The 19,101-nt window shown below is 29.9% G+C and carries 22 protein-coding genes and 1 riboswitch; of the genes, 11 read left to right on the top strand and 11 right to left on the bottom strand.

Annotated features, from left to right (window positions below; translation table 11 throughout):
* Positions 1–13 precede the first annotated feature (13 nt).
* Genes yidD through rpmH form a run of 3 tightly spaced genes read right to left on the bottom strand, consistent with a single transcriptional unit; the run spans position 14 to position 680 of the window.
* Positions 14–241, bottom strand: coding sequence for a membrane protein insertion efficiency factor YidD (gene yidD, locus OWM07_RS04700; RefSeq protein WP_423302517.1), 228 nt, complete (start codon positions 239–241; stop codon positions 14–16).
* A complete protein-coding gene (gene rnpA / locus OWM07_RS04695; RefSeq protein ID WP_423302516.1) occupies positions 195–542 on the bottom strand; it encodes a ribonuclease P protein component in 348 nt (115 codons plus the stop codon). The genes yidD and rnpA overlap by 47 nt, the downstream gene beginning before the upstream one ends.
* Positions 543–545: 3 nt before the next feature.
* On the bottom strand, positions 546–680 hold the full coding sequence (gene rpmH, locus OWM07_RS04690) for a 50S ribosomal protein L34 (RefSeq protein ID WP_149265878.1): 135 nt from the start codon (positions 678–680) through the stop codon (positions 546–548).
* A gap of 138 nt (positions 681–818) precedes the next feature.
* On the opposite strand from rpmH, the gene pdxA reads away from it, so the two are divergent.
* The 3 genes from pdxA to OWM07_RS04675 are packed head-to-tail and all read left to right on the top strand — an operon-like array spanning position 819 to position 3,175.
* Positions 819–1,793, top strand: coding sequence for a 4-hydroxythreonine-4-phosphate dehydrogenase PdxA (pdxA, locus tag OWM07_RS04685; RefSeq protein WP_423302515.1), 975 nt, complete (start codon positions 819–821; stop codon positions 1,791–1,793).
* A complete protein-coding gene (gene rsmA / locus OWM07_RS04680; protein ID WP_423302514.1) occupies positions 1,777–2,586 on the top strand; it encodes a 16S rRNA (adenine(1518)-N(6)/adenine(1519)-N(6))-dimethyltransferase RsmA in 810 nt (269 codons plus the stop codon). Before pdxA ends, rsmA begins: the two co-directional genes overlap by 17 nt.
* A complete protein-coding gene (locus OWM07_RS04675) occupies positions 2,579–3,175 on the top strand; it encodes a 3'-5' exonuclease (protein ID WP_423302513.1) in 597 nt (198 codons plus the stop codon). Before rsmA ends, OWM07_RS04675 begins: the two co-directional genes overlap by 8 nt.
* On the opposite strand, the gene OWM07_RS04670 is transcribed toward OWM07_RS04675, so the two are convergent.
* From OWM07_RS04670 to metX, 6 genes are all read right to left on the bottom strand, one after another.
* Positions 3,169–3,531, bottom strand: a complete 363-nt coding sequence (locus OWM07_RS04670; protein ID WP_423302512.1) for an STAS/SEC14 domain-containing protein — start codon at positions 3,529–3,531, stop codon at positions 3,169–3,171. The genes OWM07_RS04675 and OWM07_RS04670 overlap by 7 nt on opposite strands.
* A gap of 159 nt (positions 3,532–3,690) precedes the next feature.
* On the bottom strand, positions 3,691–5,472 hold the full coding sequence (locus tag OWM07_RS04665) for a chloride channel protein (protein WP_423302511.1): 1,782 nt from the start codon (positions 5,470–5,472) through the stop codon (positions 3,691–3,693).
* The gene (locus OWM07_RS04660; protein WP_423302510.1) at positions 5,465–6,247 is read right to left on the bottom strand and encodes an ABC transporter permease; all 783 of its coding nucleotides are present in this window, start codon (positions 6,245–6,247) and stop codon (positions 5,465–5,467) included. The genes OWM07_RS04665 and OWM07_RS04660 overlap by 8 nt, the downstream gene beginning before the upstream one ends.
* On the bottom strand, positions 6,240–6,923 hold the full coding sequence (locus tag OWM07_RS04655) for an ABC transporter ATP-binding protein (RefSeq protein ID WP_423302509.1): 684 nt from the start codon (positions 6,921–6,923) through the stop codon (positions 6,240–6,242). The genes OWM07_RS04660 and OWM07_RS04655 overlap by 8 nt, the downstream gene beginning before the upstream one ends.
* The gene (locus OWM07_RS04650; RefSeq protein ID WP_423302508.1) at positions 6,920–7,633 is read right to left on the bottom strand and encodes a class I SAM-dependent methyltransferase; all 714 of its coding nucleotides are present in this window, start codon (positions 7,631–7,633) and stop codon (positions 6,920–6,922) included. Before OWM07_RS04650 ends, OWM07_RS04655 begins: the two co-directional genes overlap by 4 nt.
* Positions 7,630–8,763, bottom strand: a complete 1,134-nt coding sequence (gene metX / locus OWM07_RS04645; protein WP_423302507.1) for a homoserine O-acetyltransferase MetX — start codon at positions 8,761–8,763, stop codon at positions 7,630–7,632. Before metX ends, OWM07_RS04650 begins: the two co-directional genes overlap by 4 nt.
* Positions 8,764–8,838: 75 nt before the next feature.
* A riboswitch (SAM riboswitch) is annotated at positions 8,839–8,946 on the bottom strand.
* A gap of 181 nt (positions 8,947–9,127) precedes the next feature.
* Here metX and OWM07_RS04640 point away from each other — a divergent pair.
* The 5 genes from OWM07_RS04640 to OWM07_RS04620 are packed head-to-tail and all read left to right on the top strand — an operon-like array spanning position 9,128 to position 12,869.
* Complete coding sequence (locus OWM07_RS04640) at positions 9,128–9,379, top strand: hypothetical protein (RefSeq protein ID WP_423302506.1); 252 nt, start codon at positions 9,128–9,130, stop codon at positions 9,377–9,379.
* A complete protein-coding gene (locus OWM07_RS04635) occupies positions 9,363–10,025 on the top strand; it encodes an endonuclease III domain-containing protein (RefSeq protein ID WP_423302505.1) in 663 nt (220 codons plus the stop codon). Before OWM07_RS04640 ends, OWM07_RS04635 begins: the two co-directional genes overlap by 17 nt.
* Positions 10,026–10,028: 3 nt before the next feature.
* Positions 10,029–10,481, top strand: coding sequence for an Lrp/AsnC family transcriptional regulator (locus OWM07_RS04630; RefSeq protein WP_423302504.1), 453 nt, complete (start codon positions 10,029–10,031; stop codon positions 10,479–10,481).
* Positions 10,482–10,487: 6 nt separating this feature from the next.
* Positions 10,488–11,270 carry a glycosyltransferase family 2 protein gene (locus tag OWM07_RS04625; protein ID WP_423302503.1) on the top strand — a complete coding sequence of 261 codons (783 nt, stop codon included), beginning with the start codon at positions 10,488–10,490 and terminating at the stop codon, positions 11,268–11,270.
* 21 nt (positions 11,271–11,291) lie between these two features.
* Positions 11,292–12,869 (top strand): lytic transglycosylase domain-containing protein, encoded by a 1,578-nt coding sequence (locus OWM07_RS04620; protein WP_423302502.1) that lies wholly within the window; start codon positions 11,292–11,294, stop codon positions 12,867–12,869.
* Positions 12,870–12,992: 123 nt separating this feature from the next.
* On the opposite strand, the gene OWM07_RS04615 is transcribed toward OWM07_RS04620, so the two are convergent.
* Positions 12,993–15,020: a methyl-accepting chemotaxis protein gene (locus tag OWM07_RS04615; protein WP_423302501.1), complete on the bottom strand. Its 2,028-nt coding sequence runs from the start codon at positions 15,018–15,020 to the stop codon at positions 12,993–12,995.
* 67 nt (positions 15,021–15,087) lie between these two features.
* Positions 15,088–15,957 (bottom strand): glycine--tRNA ligase subunit alpha, encoded by an 870-nt coding sequence (glyQ, locus tag OWM07_RS04610; RefSeq protein WP_423302500.1) that lies wholly within the window; start codon positions 15,955–15,957, stop codon positions 15,088–15,090.
* Positions 15,958–16,134: 177 nt separating this feature from the next.
* Here glyQ and OWM07_RS04605 point away from each other — a divergent pair, with 177 nt between their 5' ends.
* The 3 genes from OWM07_RS04605 to rpmB all read left to right on the top strand — a co-directional run bounded on the left by OWM07_RS04605 (position 16,135) and on the right by rpmB (position 18,922).
* Entirely contained in the window at positions 16,135–17,310 is a 1,176-nt protein-coding gene (locus tag OWM07_RS04605) for a PAS domain S-box protein (RefSeq protein ID WP_423302499.1), read from the top strand.
* A complete protein-coding gene (locus OWM07_RS04600; protein ID WP_423302498.1) occupies positions 17,276–18,544 on the top strand; it encodes an ATP-binding protein in 1,269 nt (422 codons plus the stop codon). The genes OWM07_RS04605 and OWM07_RS04600 overlap by 35 nt, the downstream gene beginning before the upstream one ends.
* A gap of 189 nt (positions 18,545–18,733) precedes the next feature.
* Positions 18,734–18,922, top strand: a complete 189-nt coding sequence (gene rpmB, locus OWM07_RS04595) for a 50S ribosomal protein L28 (RefSeq protein WP_423302497.1) — start codon at positions 18,734–18,736, stop codon at positions 18,920–18,922.
* Positions 18,923–19,101 lie beyond the last annotated feature (179 nt).

Genomic DNA, 19,101 nt, shown 5'->3' with positions numbered 1-19,101 from the left:
TTCCTCCTTGTAGTCACTTTACTGGATCATATCCACCTTTACTAAATGGATTACATCGTAAAATTCTCCATCCAGATAATAATAAGCCCTTTAAAATCCCTTTTTTAACAATAGCTTCTTTAGCATACTGAGAACAACTTGGGTAATATCTGCAATTTCTACCGAACAAAGGGGATAATAATATTTGATAAAGATTAATCAACAATATCAGAAATTTTTTTAAATAATTTTCTAACTTCATCTTCTAAATCACTAAAACTTACTTTTTCTACCCCTTTTTTTGCTACGATAATTAAATTAACAGTATCTGGTAAATCGTATTTGTTTAATCTAAAAATCTCTCTTAATCTTCTCTTTACTTTGTTTCTAATAACAGCTTTTTTGCTGATCTTTTTGCTTACTATAAATCCAACTTTTCTACTCTGGTCGAGGGCAAAACAAATATCAACATATTTTCCATTTACCCATCGACCATTCTCAAAGACATTTTCAAACTCTCTCTGTTTCCTAAGTCTTTCATCCTTTTTAAATGTAAATCTCATTAACTATACTGTTAATCTCTTACGCCCCTTAGCTCTTCTTCTTTTTAAAACCAATCTACCACCTCTTGTTTTCATCCTTGCACGAAAACCGTGTTTGCGTTTTCTTTTAAGATTACTTGGTTTCTTTAATGTTAGCATCTGAGCCATCTACACACACCTCCATTTTTTAGAGCGCATGATTATATATATCAAAAGCAATTTTGTCAACTACCATAAAATAATCATAATCTTTAAAAGTTCTTGCGAAAGTTAGTAATAATTAATAATATGATATCTATGAAAAAGATAAAAATTGCTCTTACTATAGGTGACCCATCAGGTATTGGGCCTGAAATTACCTGTAAAATGATTAAAGATTACTGCAACAGCAAACCAGAAGATTATGAGCTTATCATTGTGGGTTATTACAACATCTTAAAAGATGCATTTAGTAACATTTTGAAAGATGATATAAATAAATATAAAATAAACATAATAGAGCCTGACGAGAAAATAGATTTTTCCAAAATCGAATACGGCACAATAAAGAAAGAATATGGTAAAGCATCAATGCTTTTTGTTGAAAAAGCCGTTAAAATGATTTTAAATAACGAAGCTGATGCGCTCGTAACTGCACCAATCAATAAAAAAGCTATAAATTTAGCTGGATATGATTTCCCTGGTCACACAGAATATCTCGGATTTTTGAGCAACTCATACGATTTCAGTATGATGCTTGTAGGGAACAAAATTAGGGTAGTACTAGTAACAACCCATCTACCCATTAAAGATGTTGCCAAAAATATATCAAAAGAATCCATAAAAAAAGCTATAATAAATGCACACAATGCTGGTCGTTTTTTTGGGAAAGATAAGCCAAATATAGCTGTGTGTGCACTCAATCCACATGCTGGTGATGGAGGTGTGCTTGGCGATGAAGAATCAAAATTGATCGAGCCAGCAATTAAAGAAACAAAACAACAAGGGATAAATGTCTTTGGTCCTTTTCCTGCAGACTCTCTTTTTCCAAAAGTTTTATTTGGTGAATACGATTTTGTTGTATGTATGTATCATGATCAGGGGTTAATCCCAGTAAAAATGGAAAGTTTTGGCGCTGCTGTAAATGTAACTTTGAATTTACCTTTTATTAGAACATCTGTTGACCATGGTACCGCTCATGATATTGCAGGAAAAAATATTGCAAACTATAGCAGTCTAAAGCGAGCAATCGAAGTTGCCAAGGAAATGGTAAAAAATGATAAATTTGCTTAAAGCCTATAAATCTGAATTTGGAAAAACTAAAAAATCCTTGGGCCAGCATTTTTTAACAAACAAGCATTTTATAAGTGAAATAGTAGAGGCACTAAATTTAAAAGAAAATGAAAATGTAGTGGAAATTGGCCCAGGTTGTGGTGTTTTAACCTATGAAATACTTCAAAAAAATGTAAATTTGACTGTTGTTGATATTGATAAAGATGTTTGTGACTTTTTAAAAAGGTATCTTTTTTATTTTAATAACTTAAATGTAATAAACAAAGATTTTACACAAATTACATCTACTGATTTACCTAATTCAAAAATAAAATTTGTAGGGAACTTACCTTACAATGTTTCTGTAAAAATATTTGAAAAATGTGTAGATTTTATCGATAAAATAGATCTGATGGTTTTTATGTTTCAAAAAGAAGTAGCTGAACGACTCATCAGTAAACCTAATTCTAAAACTTATTCCTCCTTATCAATTTTTGCCCAATACTATTTTAAAATAGAAAAAGTCAGAGACATCTCTGGAGCAAATTTTTGGCCAAACACCAAAGTAACCTCAACTGTGTTAAGATTTTTCCCTGCAAAAAGATATTTTAATGACTTAAACATAGAAAAAAACTTTTTTAACTTTGTTATGAAATGCTTTAAAAGTAAAAGAAAAACACTAAAAAACAATCTGTCATTTTTAGATAAAAATATACTCACCAAATTAGATGAAATTTTTGGAGAAAAAATTAGAGCAGAACAACTAACTCTTACTGATTTTATAAAACTCTATGAAGTCATCAATTATGAATAAAGATATAACATCATACAAATTTACTGTTGTTGATACTGAAACTACTGGTTTAACCCCTTACAAAGGTGCAAAGCTTGTAGAAATTGGTGCAGTAAGGATTGACGAAGGTCTGAAGATTAATTTGGAAAGAGGTTTTTCTACTCTTATAAATCCAGAAAAGCCTATACCTTATTCTGCTTATAAAATACATAAAATAAATGATGACATGGTTAGACATGCCCCAACAATAGAGAAAGTATTACCTCATTTTTCAAACTATGTAGAAAATACGGTTTTTGTTGCACATAATGCTCCATTCGATTTTAAATTCATAGATTATTTTTATAAAGCTTGTAGATTATCTTGCCCTCTAATAGCGGTTTTAGACACAATAAAAATTGCAAAAAGGGTTATTCCTGGATTAAAAAGTTATAGCTTAGATTCTTTAATCAACTACTTTAATTTAAAAATAGAATTACCTGGCACATATAGACACAGAGCCATTTTTGACGCCATTCATACTGCTTTTATTTTTAAAAAACTTGTTACTATAGAAAAAAATAAAAAAGGTTTATTGACCTTAGGTGATTTAGTAACTTATTGTTATTGAGTAGCTAACCAATCCTTTGCATCTTCTACATCATCAAATAACTTTAAATTTTTTCTACCAGTCAACTTCAATATCAGGCTATAAACAGCTTTTCTCCAACCCGTAACACCTACAACAGCGCCCATTTTAACATAAGGCTTATTATGCTCTGCAAAATCTTTCAACGCCAGCTGTTGCTCTTTACCACCCATCAAATCTGTTACATTTACCAAAGTATAAACAGTTCCAGGTTGTAGACTGCTTATAACTTTCTTACCTTCATCAATTAATTTGTAGAACTCGATAGGGGTCGCTTTTGAAAAATCCAAATATATTATTGTCTTACCTTTATGATTTATTATATGCAATCTTTCCATACTGAACACCTCTTTGTGTATATTTAAACATCGTTATAGAAAAGAAAAAAGAATAAATCAAGCGATATTTTAAAGTGACATCACTTTTTTAACTTATTAATAAAATATGTTAAATATTATCTTAGAAATTCACATACAATAATACTTCTTTTGAAATTTTTAGAACAAAGCTTCTTGTTTTTTCTGTTTTCTCATTTCTTTATTATAAATTGTTATAATGTCTCTTCTGGTTATTATGCCAATAAGCAAACGATCATCTAAATTGTTCACCACAGGTAGTAGCTCAATATTTTTAAAACCAATAGTTTCTATAGCATCAGCGAGTGTAGCATCAGGCATTATCACAGGAGTTTCTGTGTCACATATTTCACTAGCAACAACCAAATCCTCTAACCCTTCTTCAAACACAAATTCTCTTATCTCCTCAAACCTCAGAACACCTATAAGCCTATTATGATTATCAATCACAGGGAAACTGTTATGTTTTGTTGTAGGAATAAACTCTAAAATATCTTTAAAATGCATATCAGCCCTAATTACAATAGGATCTTTACGCATTATTTCCCCAACTCTTATCTCCTGTAAGATCTGTAAGAAAAATTCACCTTTATGAATTGGAGAATCACTTCTTGATTTAACTTGTGATTTATATATCGTGGTATTTCTAAGCACAAGAAACGATATAGTTGATACCCACATAGCTGGAACCAATAAATGATAATTCCCGGTCATTTCTGATACCATTATAATAGTAGATAAAGGTGTTTTTGCAATCCCTGCAAAAAAACCTGCCATCCCCACAAGAACATAAGCCCCTGGATTTGCAACTATCGTAGGGAAAATTTTTTGAAGTAGAAGCCCCATAAATCCACCAACTGACGCCCCAATAACCATCGAAGGACCAAATATCCCAGCACTTCCACCACTTCCAATACTAAATGAAGTGGTAAAAATCTTCGCAAAAATTAAAATTAACAAAAACCAGATTGCTAACTCACCATTCATAGCCTTTTCAATATTTGAATAACCACCACCCAAAGCTTGAGGTATAAAAAAACCGATTACCCCTGTTAAAAACCCACCAATTACAGGTTTAATATAATTGGATACCTCTAATGATTTAAAAAAATTGTGAGTTTTATAAAAGATTTTTACATAAAAATAACCAAAAAGTGCACATGCAAAACCTAGTATAGTGTAAGTAAAAAGCTCTAATGGGTTTGTAAACTTGAAATCAGGTGTTAGAAATAGTGAATCCCATCCAAAAATACTGCAAAATATTGAATAGGCAATAATAGATGTTATGGTAGAAGGTAGTAAAACTTCTGCCTCCAAATCACTCGAAGAGTATAAAACTTCTGCCGCAAAAATCGCACCAGCTAAAGGACTTCTGAAAATAGCCCCTACTCCAGCGCCCATCCCTGCTGCTGTTAATATCCTTTTCTCTCTATCAGTAATATTTAGTTTCCTACCTAAAAAAGATGTAAAACCTGCACCAATCTGAGCTATGGGGCCTTCTCTACCGCCTGATCCGCCAGTCCCAATTGTAATAGCGCTAGCAATTGTTTTAACTATCGGTACCTGCCATCTGATGTATCCATTTTTAAAATGAATTGCATCTATTGCAGCATCTGTTCCATGCCCTTCAGCCTCAGGAGCAAAACGGTAGACAATAAAGCCACTTAATAAACCTCCCAAAGCAGGGATAATAAATAACATCCATCTTTTAAACTCAGTAGTAGCATGACCAAATAGTGAAGGCTCGCCTGCTGTTTCACCAATTCTTAAACCTGTTAGGTAATCAAGAAAAAAATATGAAGTGCCTTGTAGCAAAATAAAAAATATAATCGCACCAAGCCCAGCTATTATCCCAACAATTGTCCCTAAAATGAACCACCGACCAATAACTGGAAAATTTATCTTTTTTAAAAAATCATTCATATTTTTTTATTTTACCATATTTGTCGAAAAATATTTTATAACTAAATAAAATTACAAGTAAAGAGGAAAATATTACACTGGTAAAAATAACTACCATAATCGAAAGTTGATATTTTACTGCTACAATGGGGTTTGTCCCTGACAATATTTGCCCAGTCATCATACCGGGTAAAAATACAAGCCCTATACCACTCATCGAAGTTATATAAGGTAAAGAAGCAGCCTTTAGCGAATTAATTATAAACTCCTTAACAGATTCAAAAGTAGATGCACCAAAACACAAAAGTGTCTCTATCTCTTTTTGCTGTTTCTTTATATGTGTATAAAATCGCTCTATTGCTAATGAACACCCGTTCATAGAATTTCCTAAAATCATACCAATCAACGGGATAAAATATCTCGCTTCATACCAAGGTGTTAGCCCTATAATAATCTTGATAAAAATAAAACCTACAATTAAACTTACAAAAGTAATAGATAAAAATATAAAAAAATAAAGCTTTTTTGTAGGAACATTAGCCTTTTTTAAAATAATATTACTGGCAAAAAGTGCCATTATTAAAAAAGTTAAAAATATCAGATAAAAAGAATTTAAATTAAAAATATACTTTAGAATGAATCCAGCAAAAAATAGTTGGACTGACATCCTTAAAACAGCAATTAAAAACTGCTTAAACAATCTAAATTTTAAAAGCTCAACAACAAATAAGTTTATAAAAACAAGAAAATATATTATCAATAAACCCTTAAAATTTATATCAACTATATTATTCATTTAACACCTTTTTGATTTCATTTTCATCCATTTTCTCAAAAACTTTTAAAGTCCCCTCTTTTGAAAAAAGTATTTGCTTATCACAATCTTTAATTACATTTAAAGAGTGAGAAATCAAAATAAGCCCCATATTCGTCTTTAAATTTTGCAAGATTCTCAAAAGAACTTGTTCACTTTCCACATCAAGCGCAGAAGTAGGCTCATCCAACATTAAAAATCTTGGTTTCAATGTCATCGCTTTTAATATAGCAGCAATCTGCTTTTGCCCACCAGACAATTCGTTTATTTTTTTATTTAAAAATGATTCATCATATCCAAACTGTTTTAGAAATGATATGTAGGCATCTTTATCAAATTTCTTATTCCTATTCACTTTTAAATTATAAACTAAATTTATATCATCAATAACCCTTTCTCCAAAAAGCAGTGGCTCTTGATGAATATAAATAATATTAGTTCTTAATATCTGTGGAGGTATTGATAAACTGTTTACATCATCAAAAAAAATATCACCTTTATAGTTTATCAAATTTACTATTGCTTTAAGCAAAGTGCTTTTGCCTATTCCACTTTTTCCAAAAATTACATATATGTGATTAGGAAAAAATGTATAGGAGATATTATTTAAGATAAGTTTACCATTGCTCTCAAAAATAACATTTTTTAATCTAATCATAATTTTTGAAAAATAAAAATCCCTTTTTTATCAGTATAAGATAAAATTTCACCTTGATTTATTTCAAGAGCTAAAGCATCTTTTATATTTTCTGGTAAACTTAAAAATGCCTCTTTTATTTTATTAAAATAATCCTCATCATCATTTAATCTTGTAGCCCACTCTTTAAAATCATGCTTTTTAAACTGAAGTTGATAATTTAAAAGTCTAAACTTTCCATTAATAAACTCAACTATTTCTTTAAAAGTATAACTTCTAAAATGAGTATTATCTCTTATAAACTCTATCACATTTAAATAAGCATCCTCAATATCAACTATACTATCAATCAAAACAAAAAAACCATTATTTTTCAACACCCTATAAACTTCTTCAAAAAACTTTGAAGGTTTTTTAAAATGGTGCAATGCAATTCGACAAGTAACAATATCAAAAAAGGAGTTTTTAAATGCCAAGTTTTCATAACTATTTTGGACACAAAATATATTATCATCATTCGATTTTACCATTTTAAGCATATTAAAACTTATATCTGTTGCAATCTTGTTTTTTACATTAAAGACTTTTAAAAAATGTCCCGCTCCTGTAGCAATATCCAATAAAAAGTTAAAATTAAAATCTCTAAAAAAATCTTTACAGTAATCAAGATCGAAACCTTCTTTATGATCACTGCTTATTAAATAATTATGTGCCGCTTCATCAAAACTCATTGATTACTAACCTTTTTATAAACCCTATCTAAAAAATCTTTTATACATGCTGTTTGAGTATCAAATTCTAACAGAAATGCATCATGCCCATAATCTGATTCAATATTTACCCATTCTGGATTTTTACCATTTTTCTTCATAATCTGCACTATCTCCTCTGTTTGATATGTAGGGAAAAGAAAATCTGAAGTAAATGTTATAAACAAAGTGTCTGCCACAATACGATTAATTGCCTCTTCAAATGATCCATATCCGTATGATAAATCGAATATATCCATTGCTTTGATTATATAAAGATAGCTATTAGCATCAAATCTTTCTGTAAACTTATACCCATTATATCTCAAATAATTTTCCACTTCAAAATAACCAAAAAAATCATAAATACCACCAAAAGTTGCATACCTTCTACCAAATTTTTTATGAAAAGACTTATCAGACATATAGGTAATATGCCCAGCCATCCTTGCTATTGCTAAACCATCTCTTGGAAAAGTTTTTCCATAATAATCACCATTCATCCAATTTGGATCCTTCATAATAGCAAATCTTCCAATAGTATTAAATGCTATAGCCATCGGTGTTATCCTTCCAGCAGTGGCTATAGGGATAATAGAGTGAGTTTTTTCCGGGAAAGTAACAGCCCATTCTAAAGCCTGCATCCCTCCCATCGAACCACCAGCTACACAAAGTAGCTTTTCAATTCCGAGATAATCGATTAATTTTTTCTGTAATTTTACCATATCCTTTACAGTAAAAACTGGAAATTTTAGACCATAAGGTTTGCCAGTGCTTGGATCAATTGAAGCAGGACCTGTTGTTCCATAACAGCTTCCCAAAAAATTAGAACAAATCACAAAATATTTATTCGTATCAAAAGCCTTACCAGGGCCTATCATATCATCCCACCAACCTGGCTTCTGATCATCAGGTGAATTATAACCTGCAGCATGAGCACTCCCAGTTAGAGCGTGGCAGATAAGTATAGCATTATCTTTTCTTTCATTAAGTTTTCCATAAGTCTCATAAGCTACAGTAATAGGGGACAATATACGACCACTCTCAAAATAAAAATCATCTTTAAAAGTTACATACTTAGTTTTAACCAATCCTACTGAATTTTCTTTCATAATCTATCCTCTATTAATTTTATGTATAAAAAAAAGCCTCTTTATACGAAGATAAAGAGGCTTAATACTCTACACCTCTTATCTTCCCCTTTTCGGGCGGGACTTAGCACCTGACATCAGTATAAAACTGACCGGTTGCTGTGGTTTCACAGGGCCCGTTCCCTCCACCACTCTTGATAAGAGTTCACAATGCCAACTACCCATACAAAGCAGATGGCATTTATACATATAATACTTATAACACAAAAATGTCAATTATTTTAGTTGATTTAAAAGATAATAAATTATAAATATTAAAAGTAGTTAAATTTTTAGCCAATAGAAAATTTATTTTGTAAGTGTATTATGTAGCTTTGAGGTAAAAATGAAAGATAAAAAAAAGCTACTTACAGAGCTGGTAGAAATAGCAAAACTACTTGGAATAACAGTTAGATTTGAAAATACAAATGCCAGAGGTGGCTTGTGCAGAGTTAATGATACATATTACATAATAATTGATAAAAAAGCTTCTATAGAATATAAAATTAATATTTTGGTTAATTCTCTAAAAAGATTTGATCTTTCCAAAGTGCATCTTAAACCAAAACTGAGGGAGTTAATTGAAGAATTCGAATAAAATTAAAAAAATCTATTCATTACTAACTAAAGCTTATCAGAACCTAAACCCACCTTCTGTAACCACAATTTCGAAAGAAAACAACTCAGACCCTTTCAAGGTATTAATTAGCTGTCTAATTTCACTACGAACAAAAGATGAAATTACTAAATCAGTTTCAAATAGATTATTCCAAATTGCAGATACACCTGAAAAATTGTTAGAAATTGATGATAATACATTAGAAAAAGTTTTATACCCAGCAGGTTTCTACCGAAAAAAAGTAAAAATTCTAAAAGAAGTTTCAAAAACACTACTTGAAAAATACAATGGTAAAGTGCCTGATAATATAGAAGAATTGCTTACCATTAAAGGCATTGGCAGAAAAACGGCTAACCTAGTTGTAGTAGAAGGGTTTGGAAAGGAGGGAATTTGTGTTGATACTCATGTTCACAGAATCTGTAATCGTATTGGTATAGTTAATACAAAAACACCTGAGCATACTGAAATGAAACTTAGAGAGATATTACCCAAATATATGTGGAAAAAATGGAATGAGATATTAGTAAGTTATGGCCAAAATATATGCACACCTATTTCACCAAAATGCTCCACTTGTCAAATTTCACAACTTTGTGATAAAATAGATGTAAAGAGATGGAGGTAATCGATGAAACAATTAGACGAAACTGACAAAAAGATAATTACGCTTCTGCTTAATGACGGCAGGATATCTTATGCTGATATATCAAAAGCAGTGGGGATGAAGCCACCTTCAGTAATAGAAAGAATAAAAAAGTTAGAAAAAGAAGGTATAATAGAACAATATACAACTAAAATAAATTACAAAGCTTTAGGTTATGATATATTGGCTTTTATAGGGATTTCAATTGATAATGCCCAACATATTGAAGAGTTTGAAGAAACACTAAAGAATTTTGATGACGATGTAGTAGAGTGTCATCATGTGACTGGTGATTTTACCATGCTTTTAAAAGTCATTACTAAAAATACTGATACCCTTTCAAAGTTAATAAAGAAATTGAGAAACATCCCTGGTGTACGACAAACTAATACAATACTGGTATTTTCTACAATCATGAATAAGGTAAGAAATATATAAAGCTTAATGGTTTCTGTAATTATACCTGTAAAAGATAGAATTGATTCTCTTAAAGATGCCATTGAATCTGTCTTATGGCAAACCTACAAAAACTTTGAGATAATAATAATAGATGATGGCTCATCAATAGATATCAAAAAGGAGTTAACCCCTTATTTAAATCTGATAAAATTTATAAAATTAGAAAATAATTTAGGGGTAAGTGCAGCAAGAAATACTGGTATAAAGGCCGCAAAAGGTGAATTTATAGCCTTTTTAGACTCAGATGATTTATGGCTACCAAAAAAATTGGAAATGCAGCTAAACTATATGGAAAAAGAAGGTGTAGAAGTATGCCATACCAATGAATTTTGGTATAAAAAAGGGAAATTCATAAATCAAGGCAAGAAACATGAAAAATTTGGTGGTCATATTTTATTAAAAATTTTAGACCATTGCAGAATAAGCCCTTCAAGCTTTATTGCCAAGAAAACTGTATTTGAAAAGGTAGGATATTTTGATGAACACTTAAAAATTGCAGAAGATTATGACCTATGGCTTAGAGTTTCACTTTTTTATAAAATTGGTTATCTAAAAACTCCTCTAATTGTAAAAAGATTCTTTTTAAATGACCACTTAAGTACTCATGAAAAACATATAGAATTTTATAGGCTTTTATCTCTTGCAAAATTTTTAAATAGATATAATAAATATCTTGATTTAAAAGCAAAAAGGGAAATAATGCACACATTAAATTATAAATTTAAAATAGTATCACAAGGTATTAACAAAAGCATTGAAAAGTTTTGATTTTTATAGTAGGGTTTATCAATGAGAAAAATTTTTAGATTAATTTTTATATTGATTTTTCTTTCTTCCTGTTCTTACATTGAATTTAAAGGTGAGATAAACAAATCTATTAGTAACAATCAAATAAATACTCAAACTCCTAAAACAATCCCAGTTAAAAAAACTAAACTAATAAAAGATTTAGACAAATCTCAGTTTCAATTAGACACTTTTAATTTTCAAATAAACTTTAATGAAATTTTTGATAAAAAATTAAGCCTAAATCTAGATTCAGAAAATTATGACCAAAAAAATTATGATATACCAATAGTAATTAACAAAAGAGTTAAATATTTTATAAAAAGATATACCAAAACCTACCCCACAACTTTTCAAAAATGGTTAAACAATGCTAACAAGTATATCTATATTGTAAAAGATATATTCAGAAGAATGGGATTACCTACGGATCTTGCTTGTCTACCATTTGCAGAAAGTGGTTTTGATGTTTATGCTTACTCACCTGCTGGTGCTGGTGGTATGTGGCAATTTATGGAATCCACAGGAAAAATTTATGGACTCAAAAATAATTTCTGGATGGATGAGCGAAGAGATTTTGAAAAAGCAACTATTGCAGCTGCAAAATATCTTAAATATTTATATGAATATTTTAATGACTGGTATTTAGCAATAGCTGCATATAACGGTGGTTTTTATAAAGTAATGAAAGCTACCCAAAGATATAAAACAAAAGATTTTTTCAAACTAAGTAAATATAGATATTTAAAAAGAGAGACTAAGGATTATGTCCCAAAATTCATAGCACTGACTATTATTTACAAAAATTATTTAAGATATGGTTTTGAACCTCCCACTTCAGATCCACTTTTATTTGATAAAATCAAATTAAATCAACCAGTAAACTTGTATGTTATTGCAGACCTTTTAAATACTGATTTTGATACTTTAAAGGAACTTAACCCAGCACTAAAAAAACCTATCACACCACCTGATGATGAATTCGCATTACGAATCCCTTTTGGCACAAAACATATTCTCGAACAAAAGATAGCAAATATGAGCCCTGAAGAATTGCTTCAGGTAAAAATTTATTACGCAAAAAAGAAAGAATCTTTAAAAAGGATAGCAAAAAAATTTAATATTTCTGTAAACTCTATAAAAAAATTAAACGGATTATATTATGATTATATTTTGTTTTCTGGACCTATTTTCATACCAATAAAAAAATACGAAAAATCTTTAGCAATGCAAAACTTTAAAAACGATATCAATGCCATAATACCGAAAGTATATATTGTAAAAAGAGGGGACACCTTTTACGGGATTGCACATAGGTTTGGAATGACTGTAGGCAAACTGTTAAAACTGAATAAAGGGATAAACCCCAGATTGATAAGACCAGGTGACCCAATAATTATTTCAAAAGAAAGTTATAAATACAGCTATAATAAGAAAACAAGAAAGTATAGAATCCAAAAAGGGGATACACTTTGGGATATTGCTAAAAGGTTCAATACAACCGTTGAAAAATTAAAAAGAAAAAATAAACTTAAAACAACCCTCCTAACCCCTGGAGATTATTTAATAATTCCTAATTAAAATTTATCGAGTCATAACGACTAAATAAATTTAAATTTTTATTTTAATATTATTAAAAAAATAATTAGGGACTTCTTCTAAGCTTTGAAGAAATCCCTAAATTTATTAAATAACTTTAAAATCTTATTTACATTCCATCAGTTTGAAAGCATCAACAATTTGCTGTAATTTAGCTGCTAATTCTTTAAGCATCTCTGCCTGATTGTGATTTTCCTGAGCAATAGATGCATTCTCTTGCGAAATTGTAGCTATTTCAGCCATATTATTAGAAATCTCTTGACTAGTAGCTGACTGCTGATCAACTGCTGATGCCACAGCATTTATTTTATCTGCTACATCTAAAACACCATTTATTATCTCTTCTAAGCTCATTTTCAAATTACCCACAAGCATTGAACCTTCTTCGGCAAGTTTTGCCCCTTTATCCATTTGGACAACTGAGGATTGAACCTCATTTTGTATTGACTTTATCATTTCATCAATTTCACCTGTTGCTTTGGCTGTTCTTTCTGCAAGTTTTCTCACCTCATCTGCAACTACTGCAAAACCTCTACCATGTTCACCTGCTCTTGCAGCCTCAATTGCAGCATTTAAGGCCAATAAGTTTGTTTGGTCTGCAATATCAGAAATTACCTGTAAAATCTCTCCGATCTGCTCAGATGCTTTACCAAGCTCTTTTATCTTATCAGCAGATGTTATAACATTATTTGACAAATTACTAATTCCTTCCACTGTTTCTTCAATAACTTCTCTACCAGTCTCTGCAGAATTTCTAATGGTATTTATCTCACTATTTATCTCTTCTAAATTTCTACTTATCTCAGTAATTGTTGCTGTCATCTCCTGCACTGCAACCTCAACAGATGAAACCCTTTCAGCCTGAGATTCTGCACCTGCAGTCATCTGGTTACTCGATGCAGACAACGCTTCTGCAGAGCTTGCCACAGTTTTTGTTGAGTTATTAACCTCACACAACGCTTTGTTCATCTGAATTACCATATTGTTTACATGTTCAATAATTCTTCCTATCTCGTTTCTTCTTTCAACTTTAAGAGTTTGTGTTAAATCACCTTGAGCAATCTTTGCAAAAAGTGATTCTAAAGCTTCGATAGGCTTTATTACATTTATTTTAAATACTAAGCGAAGTGCACCCATCAAAACTACAAATGTTATTATACTTGTTAATAAAAATGTATTAATTGTGGATTTAACTGTATGCCCAATAAACTCATCTTCGTAGCTTCCACCAGCAATAATCCAATCCCTTTTCGGATAATATGTGTAAGCGACTATTTTATATTTCCCCTCCCATTTATATCTTATAACTCCACTTTTCTTCTTTATCATCTCTTTTGCAAAATCGTAATTGTAAATACTCGTTCCTTCATATTTTTTAGATGGGTGGACCAATAAAACACCTTTTGAGTCCATAATATAAAAATAACCAGTTTCTCCAATTTTAAGGTTTTTCACAGTCTTTTTAACATCATTCAAAATTTCATTTTGCACCTTTTGAGCAATTTTCATCAACTCTTTTTCAGGTATAGATAAAACAATAATCCAATCAAGTTGAGGTAAATATCTATATGTAGCATAAACTTTTGGACGACTTTTATCTGTTACCCTTTCATAAACAATCACTCCATTTTTTTCCTCTATAATTTTATCAATATGCTTAACTCCTTTTAAGTTAGTCCCCTGCTTTGTAGGGTGCACCACAAGATTACCATTGGAATCTAATGCATAAGCATAACCAGTCTCACCTATTTTTGTCTGTAAAATTTCTGTGCTCAATTGAAACTTTATTACTGTAGGTGTCATGCCCACTGAAGTGTATGTGGAATAAAGCTTTGTAAGGGTACTTTTCAAACTCTGAACTCTTTCTGTTAAATCGTATAAAGCATTATCCTCTATCTCTTTTCTAATCTCATCACTAGTTTTATCCGTAGAATCCAAGAACGATTTCAATGTTTCTACTTGAGCGGTTAACTCTTTTCCAATCTCTTTTGATACATGTTTTTTGGTAGAATTGATTATAAAATAAACAGAAAATACATAACTTAAAACAAGAATTACTACCAAAAAGAGAAATATTTTCGTGGAAATATTCATATCTTTCCAAAGATTTTTATTACTTTTTACTCTCAACACAGCTACACTCCTTAATAATTGTTTATATTTTATTATCGTACTAAATTTTTAAATCTTAACCATTAAATTATTTTTTAAGTAAAGGAAAGCCAAGCTCCTCTCTTGTTTTGAGATAGTTCTCTGCACAAAGCTTAGCAAGATGTCTAACTCTTGCTATATAACCTGTCCTTTCTGTTACTGATATTGCATTCCTGGCATCGAGAAGATTAAAAGTGTGGCTACACTTTAGACAGAAATCATAAGCTGGCAAAGGCAATCCTTTTTCAATTAGCCTTACACACTCTTTCTCATACATATTAAAAAGAGTAAATAACATTTCCGTATCAGCTTCTTCAAAATTATATTTTGAAAACTCCACTTCATTTCTATGATAAACATCACCATAAGTAACATCTTTATTCCATTTTAAATCAAATACTGAGTCCACTTTTTGTAAATACATAGCGATTCGCTCTAAACCATAAGTTATTTCACCAGAAACAGGGCTTAAATCAATACCACCAGCTTGTTGAAAATAGGTAAATTGAGTAATTTCCATTCCATCCAACCATACTTCCCAACCAAGCCCCCAAGCACCAAGCGTAGGTGACTCCCAATCATCTTCTACAAATCTTATATCATGTTCTAAAGGATCAATCCCAAGATACTTTAAACTATAAAGATAAATCTCCTGAATATTATCAGGGGATGGTTTTAAAATAACTTGAAACTGGTAATAATGCTGCAACCTATTTGGATTTTCCCCATATCTACCATCAGTAGGTCTTCTACTTGGCTCAACATAAGCCACATTCCATGGCTCAGGTCCAAGACACCTTAAAAATGTAGCTGGGTTAAAAGTACCTGCTCCAACCTCTATATCATAAGGCTGGTATATGATACAGCCATAGTCAGACCAAAACTGCTGAAGCTTTAAAATCACCTCTTGAAAGTACATAATACCTCCCTATATTTTGTAAATTATAATTTCACTACAAAAAAAACAACGATAAATCAATATAATTATAAAAAAATAAAAGAAATAATTAATATTTTTAATAGAATCAAAAAAAGTTTAAGATAGTTTATTTCTAACATTAAATTTCTTAATAAAATTTGATTTGTTCTAATTTTAATGTTAAAATTAAATATGAACCTTGAGCGTCAGGAGTTTTTTTATATATTCAATGACCTTGCCAATAAAACTACTGTAGCAATCTTAATCTATCAAGACAATAAAATAATTTATGCCAACCCCGCCACATCAGTAATTACAGGTTATTCACATGAAGAGTTAATTGGGATGCTTTTTTGGGAACTTGTAGATGACAAATTTAAAGAAATAGTAAAAGAGCGGGGAACAAAAAGACAAGAAGGGATCGAGAGTCATCATAAATATCAAGTTTTGGTAAAAAGAAAAGATGGGGAAAAAAGATGGGTATTACTGGAAGGTAAAACTACCATATTTAGAGGAAGACCAGCAGGATTAGTCACTGCTATCGATATACACGAAAAAAAAGTTTTACAAAAACAACTAAAATATCAAGCCACTTTACTCTCCATTTTAAATAATCTCAATAACAAACTCAAAGACGCATTGACTGAATCAGATATAATGATACTTACTAAAAATTATCTTAAAAAACATCCCGATATAAAGCATATCTTACTTTTTCTTTTTGATGATGAAAAACGCATAGTTAATTATACAACTTATAATGCAAGAAAAAGTATATTTAAAAATTTGCTAAATCAACCTATTGATAAAATGCCAGCATGCTTTAAGCTCTTAAAAAATAAAAAAACTGTTGTTTTAAAAAAAGATAATACGGAAGATTTTGGAATTTGTTGTTATTTATCTCAAAGAAAAATAGGAACAATTATAGTGCTAAAAAGATTAGAATACAAAAATAAACTCATCGGTTATATTTCTATAAATTTTAATAGGCCTAATAAAAAATTAGAGCAATTCGAACTTATTTTGTTGTCTCAAATAATTAACACAGTATCAAAATCTATCTATGAAATAAGACAAACATTAGCACTTCATAATCTTGAAGAAAATTTTAGAGACTTTATAGAAAATAACATTGCAGGCATAACTATCACTACTCCAGATGGAAAATTTATAGATTGCAACCAAGCTTTTCTAAATCTTTTCAAATACTCTACTAAAGATGAAATCTTAAACAAGGAAGTTTTAACTTTTTATAAAGATCCAAAACAGAGAGAGTTTTTTTTAAATTTATTAAAGAAGAAAAAAAACAGTAAAAAATATGGAAATGGTTTATTTAGACAAACATGGCAATGAAGTTTATGTTGTTGAAAATGCCATAGGAAAGTTTGAAAAAGGGGAGCTAAAATATATTTTTAGTTTTATATATGATATATCTTTTCATCATAAAATTGCAAAGCACTTGATTAATACCGAAAAATTTATCAGTATAACTGAACTAACTAGCAATATAGCTCACGAATTAAACAACCTATTAACACCAGTTACAACTTTATCAAGCTATCTATTAAAAAGTGAAATGTTTGAACAAAACATAAAAAATATTTTAAAGCTTATCAACGAATCTGCCTTTAAAGCATCAAAAATTATACATCAGATACTTGAATTTACATTAGAGGAAAAAACAACTAAAAAAATCGTTTCACCTCAAAGTATAATAAATGATTTTTTGAAATTATCTAAATTTAACATCCCTGAAAATATTCTTATAAAAACCCATTATGATAAAAATATTTCTGCAATTGAAGCAGATTATAACCAACTACTACAAGTTGTTAAAAATATACTTACAAATTCAATTGAAGCTATGCCAAATGGTGGGATAGTTGATATTTTTGTTAAAAAGATTTCTCCAGAGCACTTACCTGTAGAAATAAAAGATTATGAAAAAGAATATATTGAAATCATTTTTAAAGATAACGGGTTAGGTATTAAAGAAGAATATTTAAGCAAAATTTTTGAGCCTTTTTTCACCACTAAAAAAGATAAAGAAGCTTTAGGACTTGGATTATATGTAACATACAGCATAATTAAACAGCATAATGGCCATATTATTGTAAATTCTTCAGAAAATGTGGGAACAGAAGTAAAAATATACCTACCGACTATTACAAACACCTTTTCAACCATAGATAAATATAAAGAAGTCGATTTAAGCAAATTTAAACCAAAGCTATCAATACTTTTGGTTAATAAAGATAAAATTGTATTAGATACTTTAAAAGAAGCTCTATCTAAATATAATTTAAAGATTTTTACTGCCACTTCTATTGATGAAGCAAAAAAGATTTTACATGAAGAAAAAATCGATGCAGTAATAAGTGATTTATTTATAGAAAACAACTTGATAGTAAAGCTTTACAATGAAAATTATGAAATTAACAAAGATATATTTAAAATAGTGCTAACTAACTCTGAAAGAGAGACAGATTTGGCAAATCAACTTTTAGATAATCCCATAATTTTAAAAAAACCGATTAGTGTAAAAACCATAGTCAATGAGTTAGAAAAATATTTTGCAAAACAATAATATTAAAGTAGTGAGGTAATAATCCCATATGAGATTTATAAATTTATCATGTTACTTTTATATACATTTTATCTTACAGATAATTCTTTCTGGTAATTTAAATAGATTATCGATTTTTTAATAAAGTCGTTGCAAAATTTCTAAAATTAATATATATGAGTTTTTCGCTATTTTTATGGAGGTAGGATAATGGCAAGAAGATGTGATATATGTGGAAAAGGCCCTATGTTTGGACATACCATTAGCCATGCTCACAATGTATCAAGAAGAGTGTTTTACCCAAATGTGCACAAAATGAGAATAATAGAAAATGGGAAAGTTGTTAGAAAGAAAGTTTGTACAAAATGTCTGAAAGCAGGAAAAGTTCAAAAGGCATAAAAACGGGTATTGTTTTAGTCAATACCCTCGACCCTGTAACATTATTTGTGTAAATCCTCATTTTGTTATCTACAATATTAACCATTTGTAAACCTGTCAATCCTTTCCTGAAAGTAAATATATAATTGCGGATATATTTTTGACCAATCTCTTACCCTACCATTCCATTTACTTGATAT

It is taken from the genome of Deferribacter thermophilus (assembly GCF_049472675.1).
Taxonomy (GTDB): Bacteria; Chrysiogenota; Deferribacteres; order Deferribacterales; family Deferribacteraceae; genus Deferribacter; species Deferribacter thermophilus.
The sequence above is the reverse complement of the archived record's forward strand: the minus strand, read 5'-3'. Positions and strand labels throughout refer to the sequence as shown.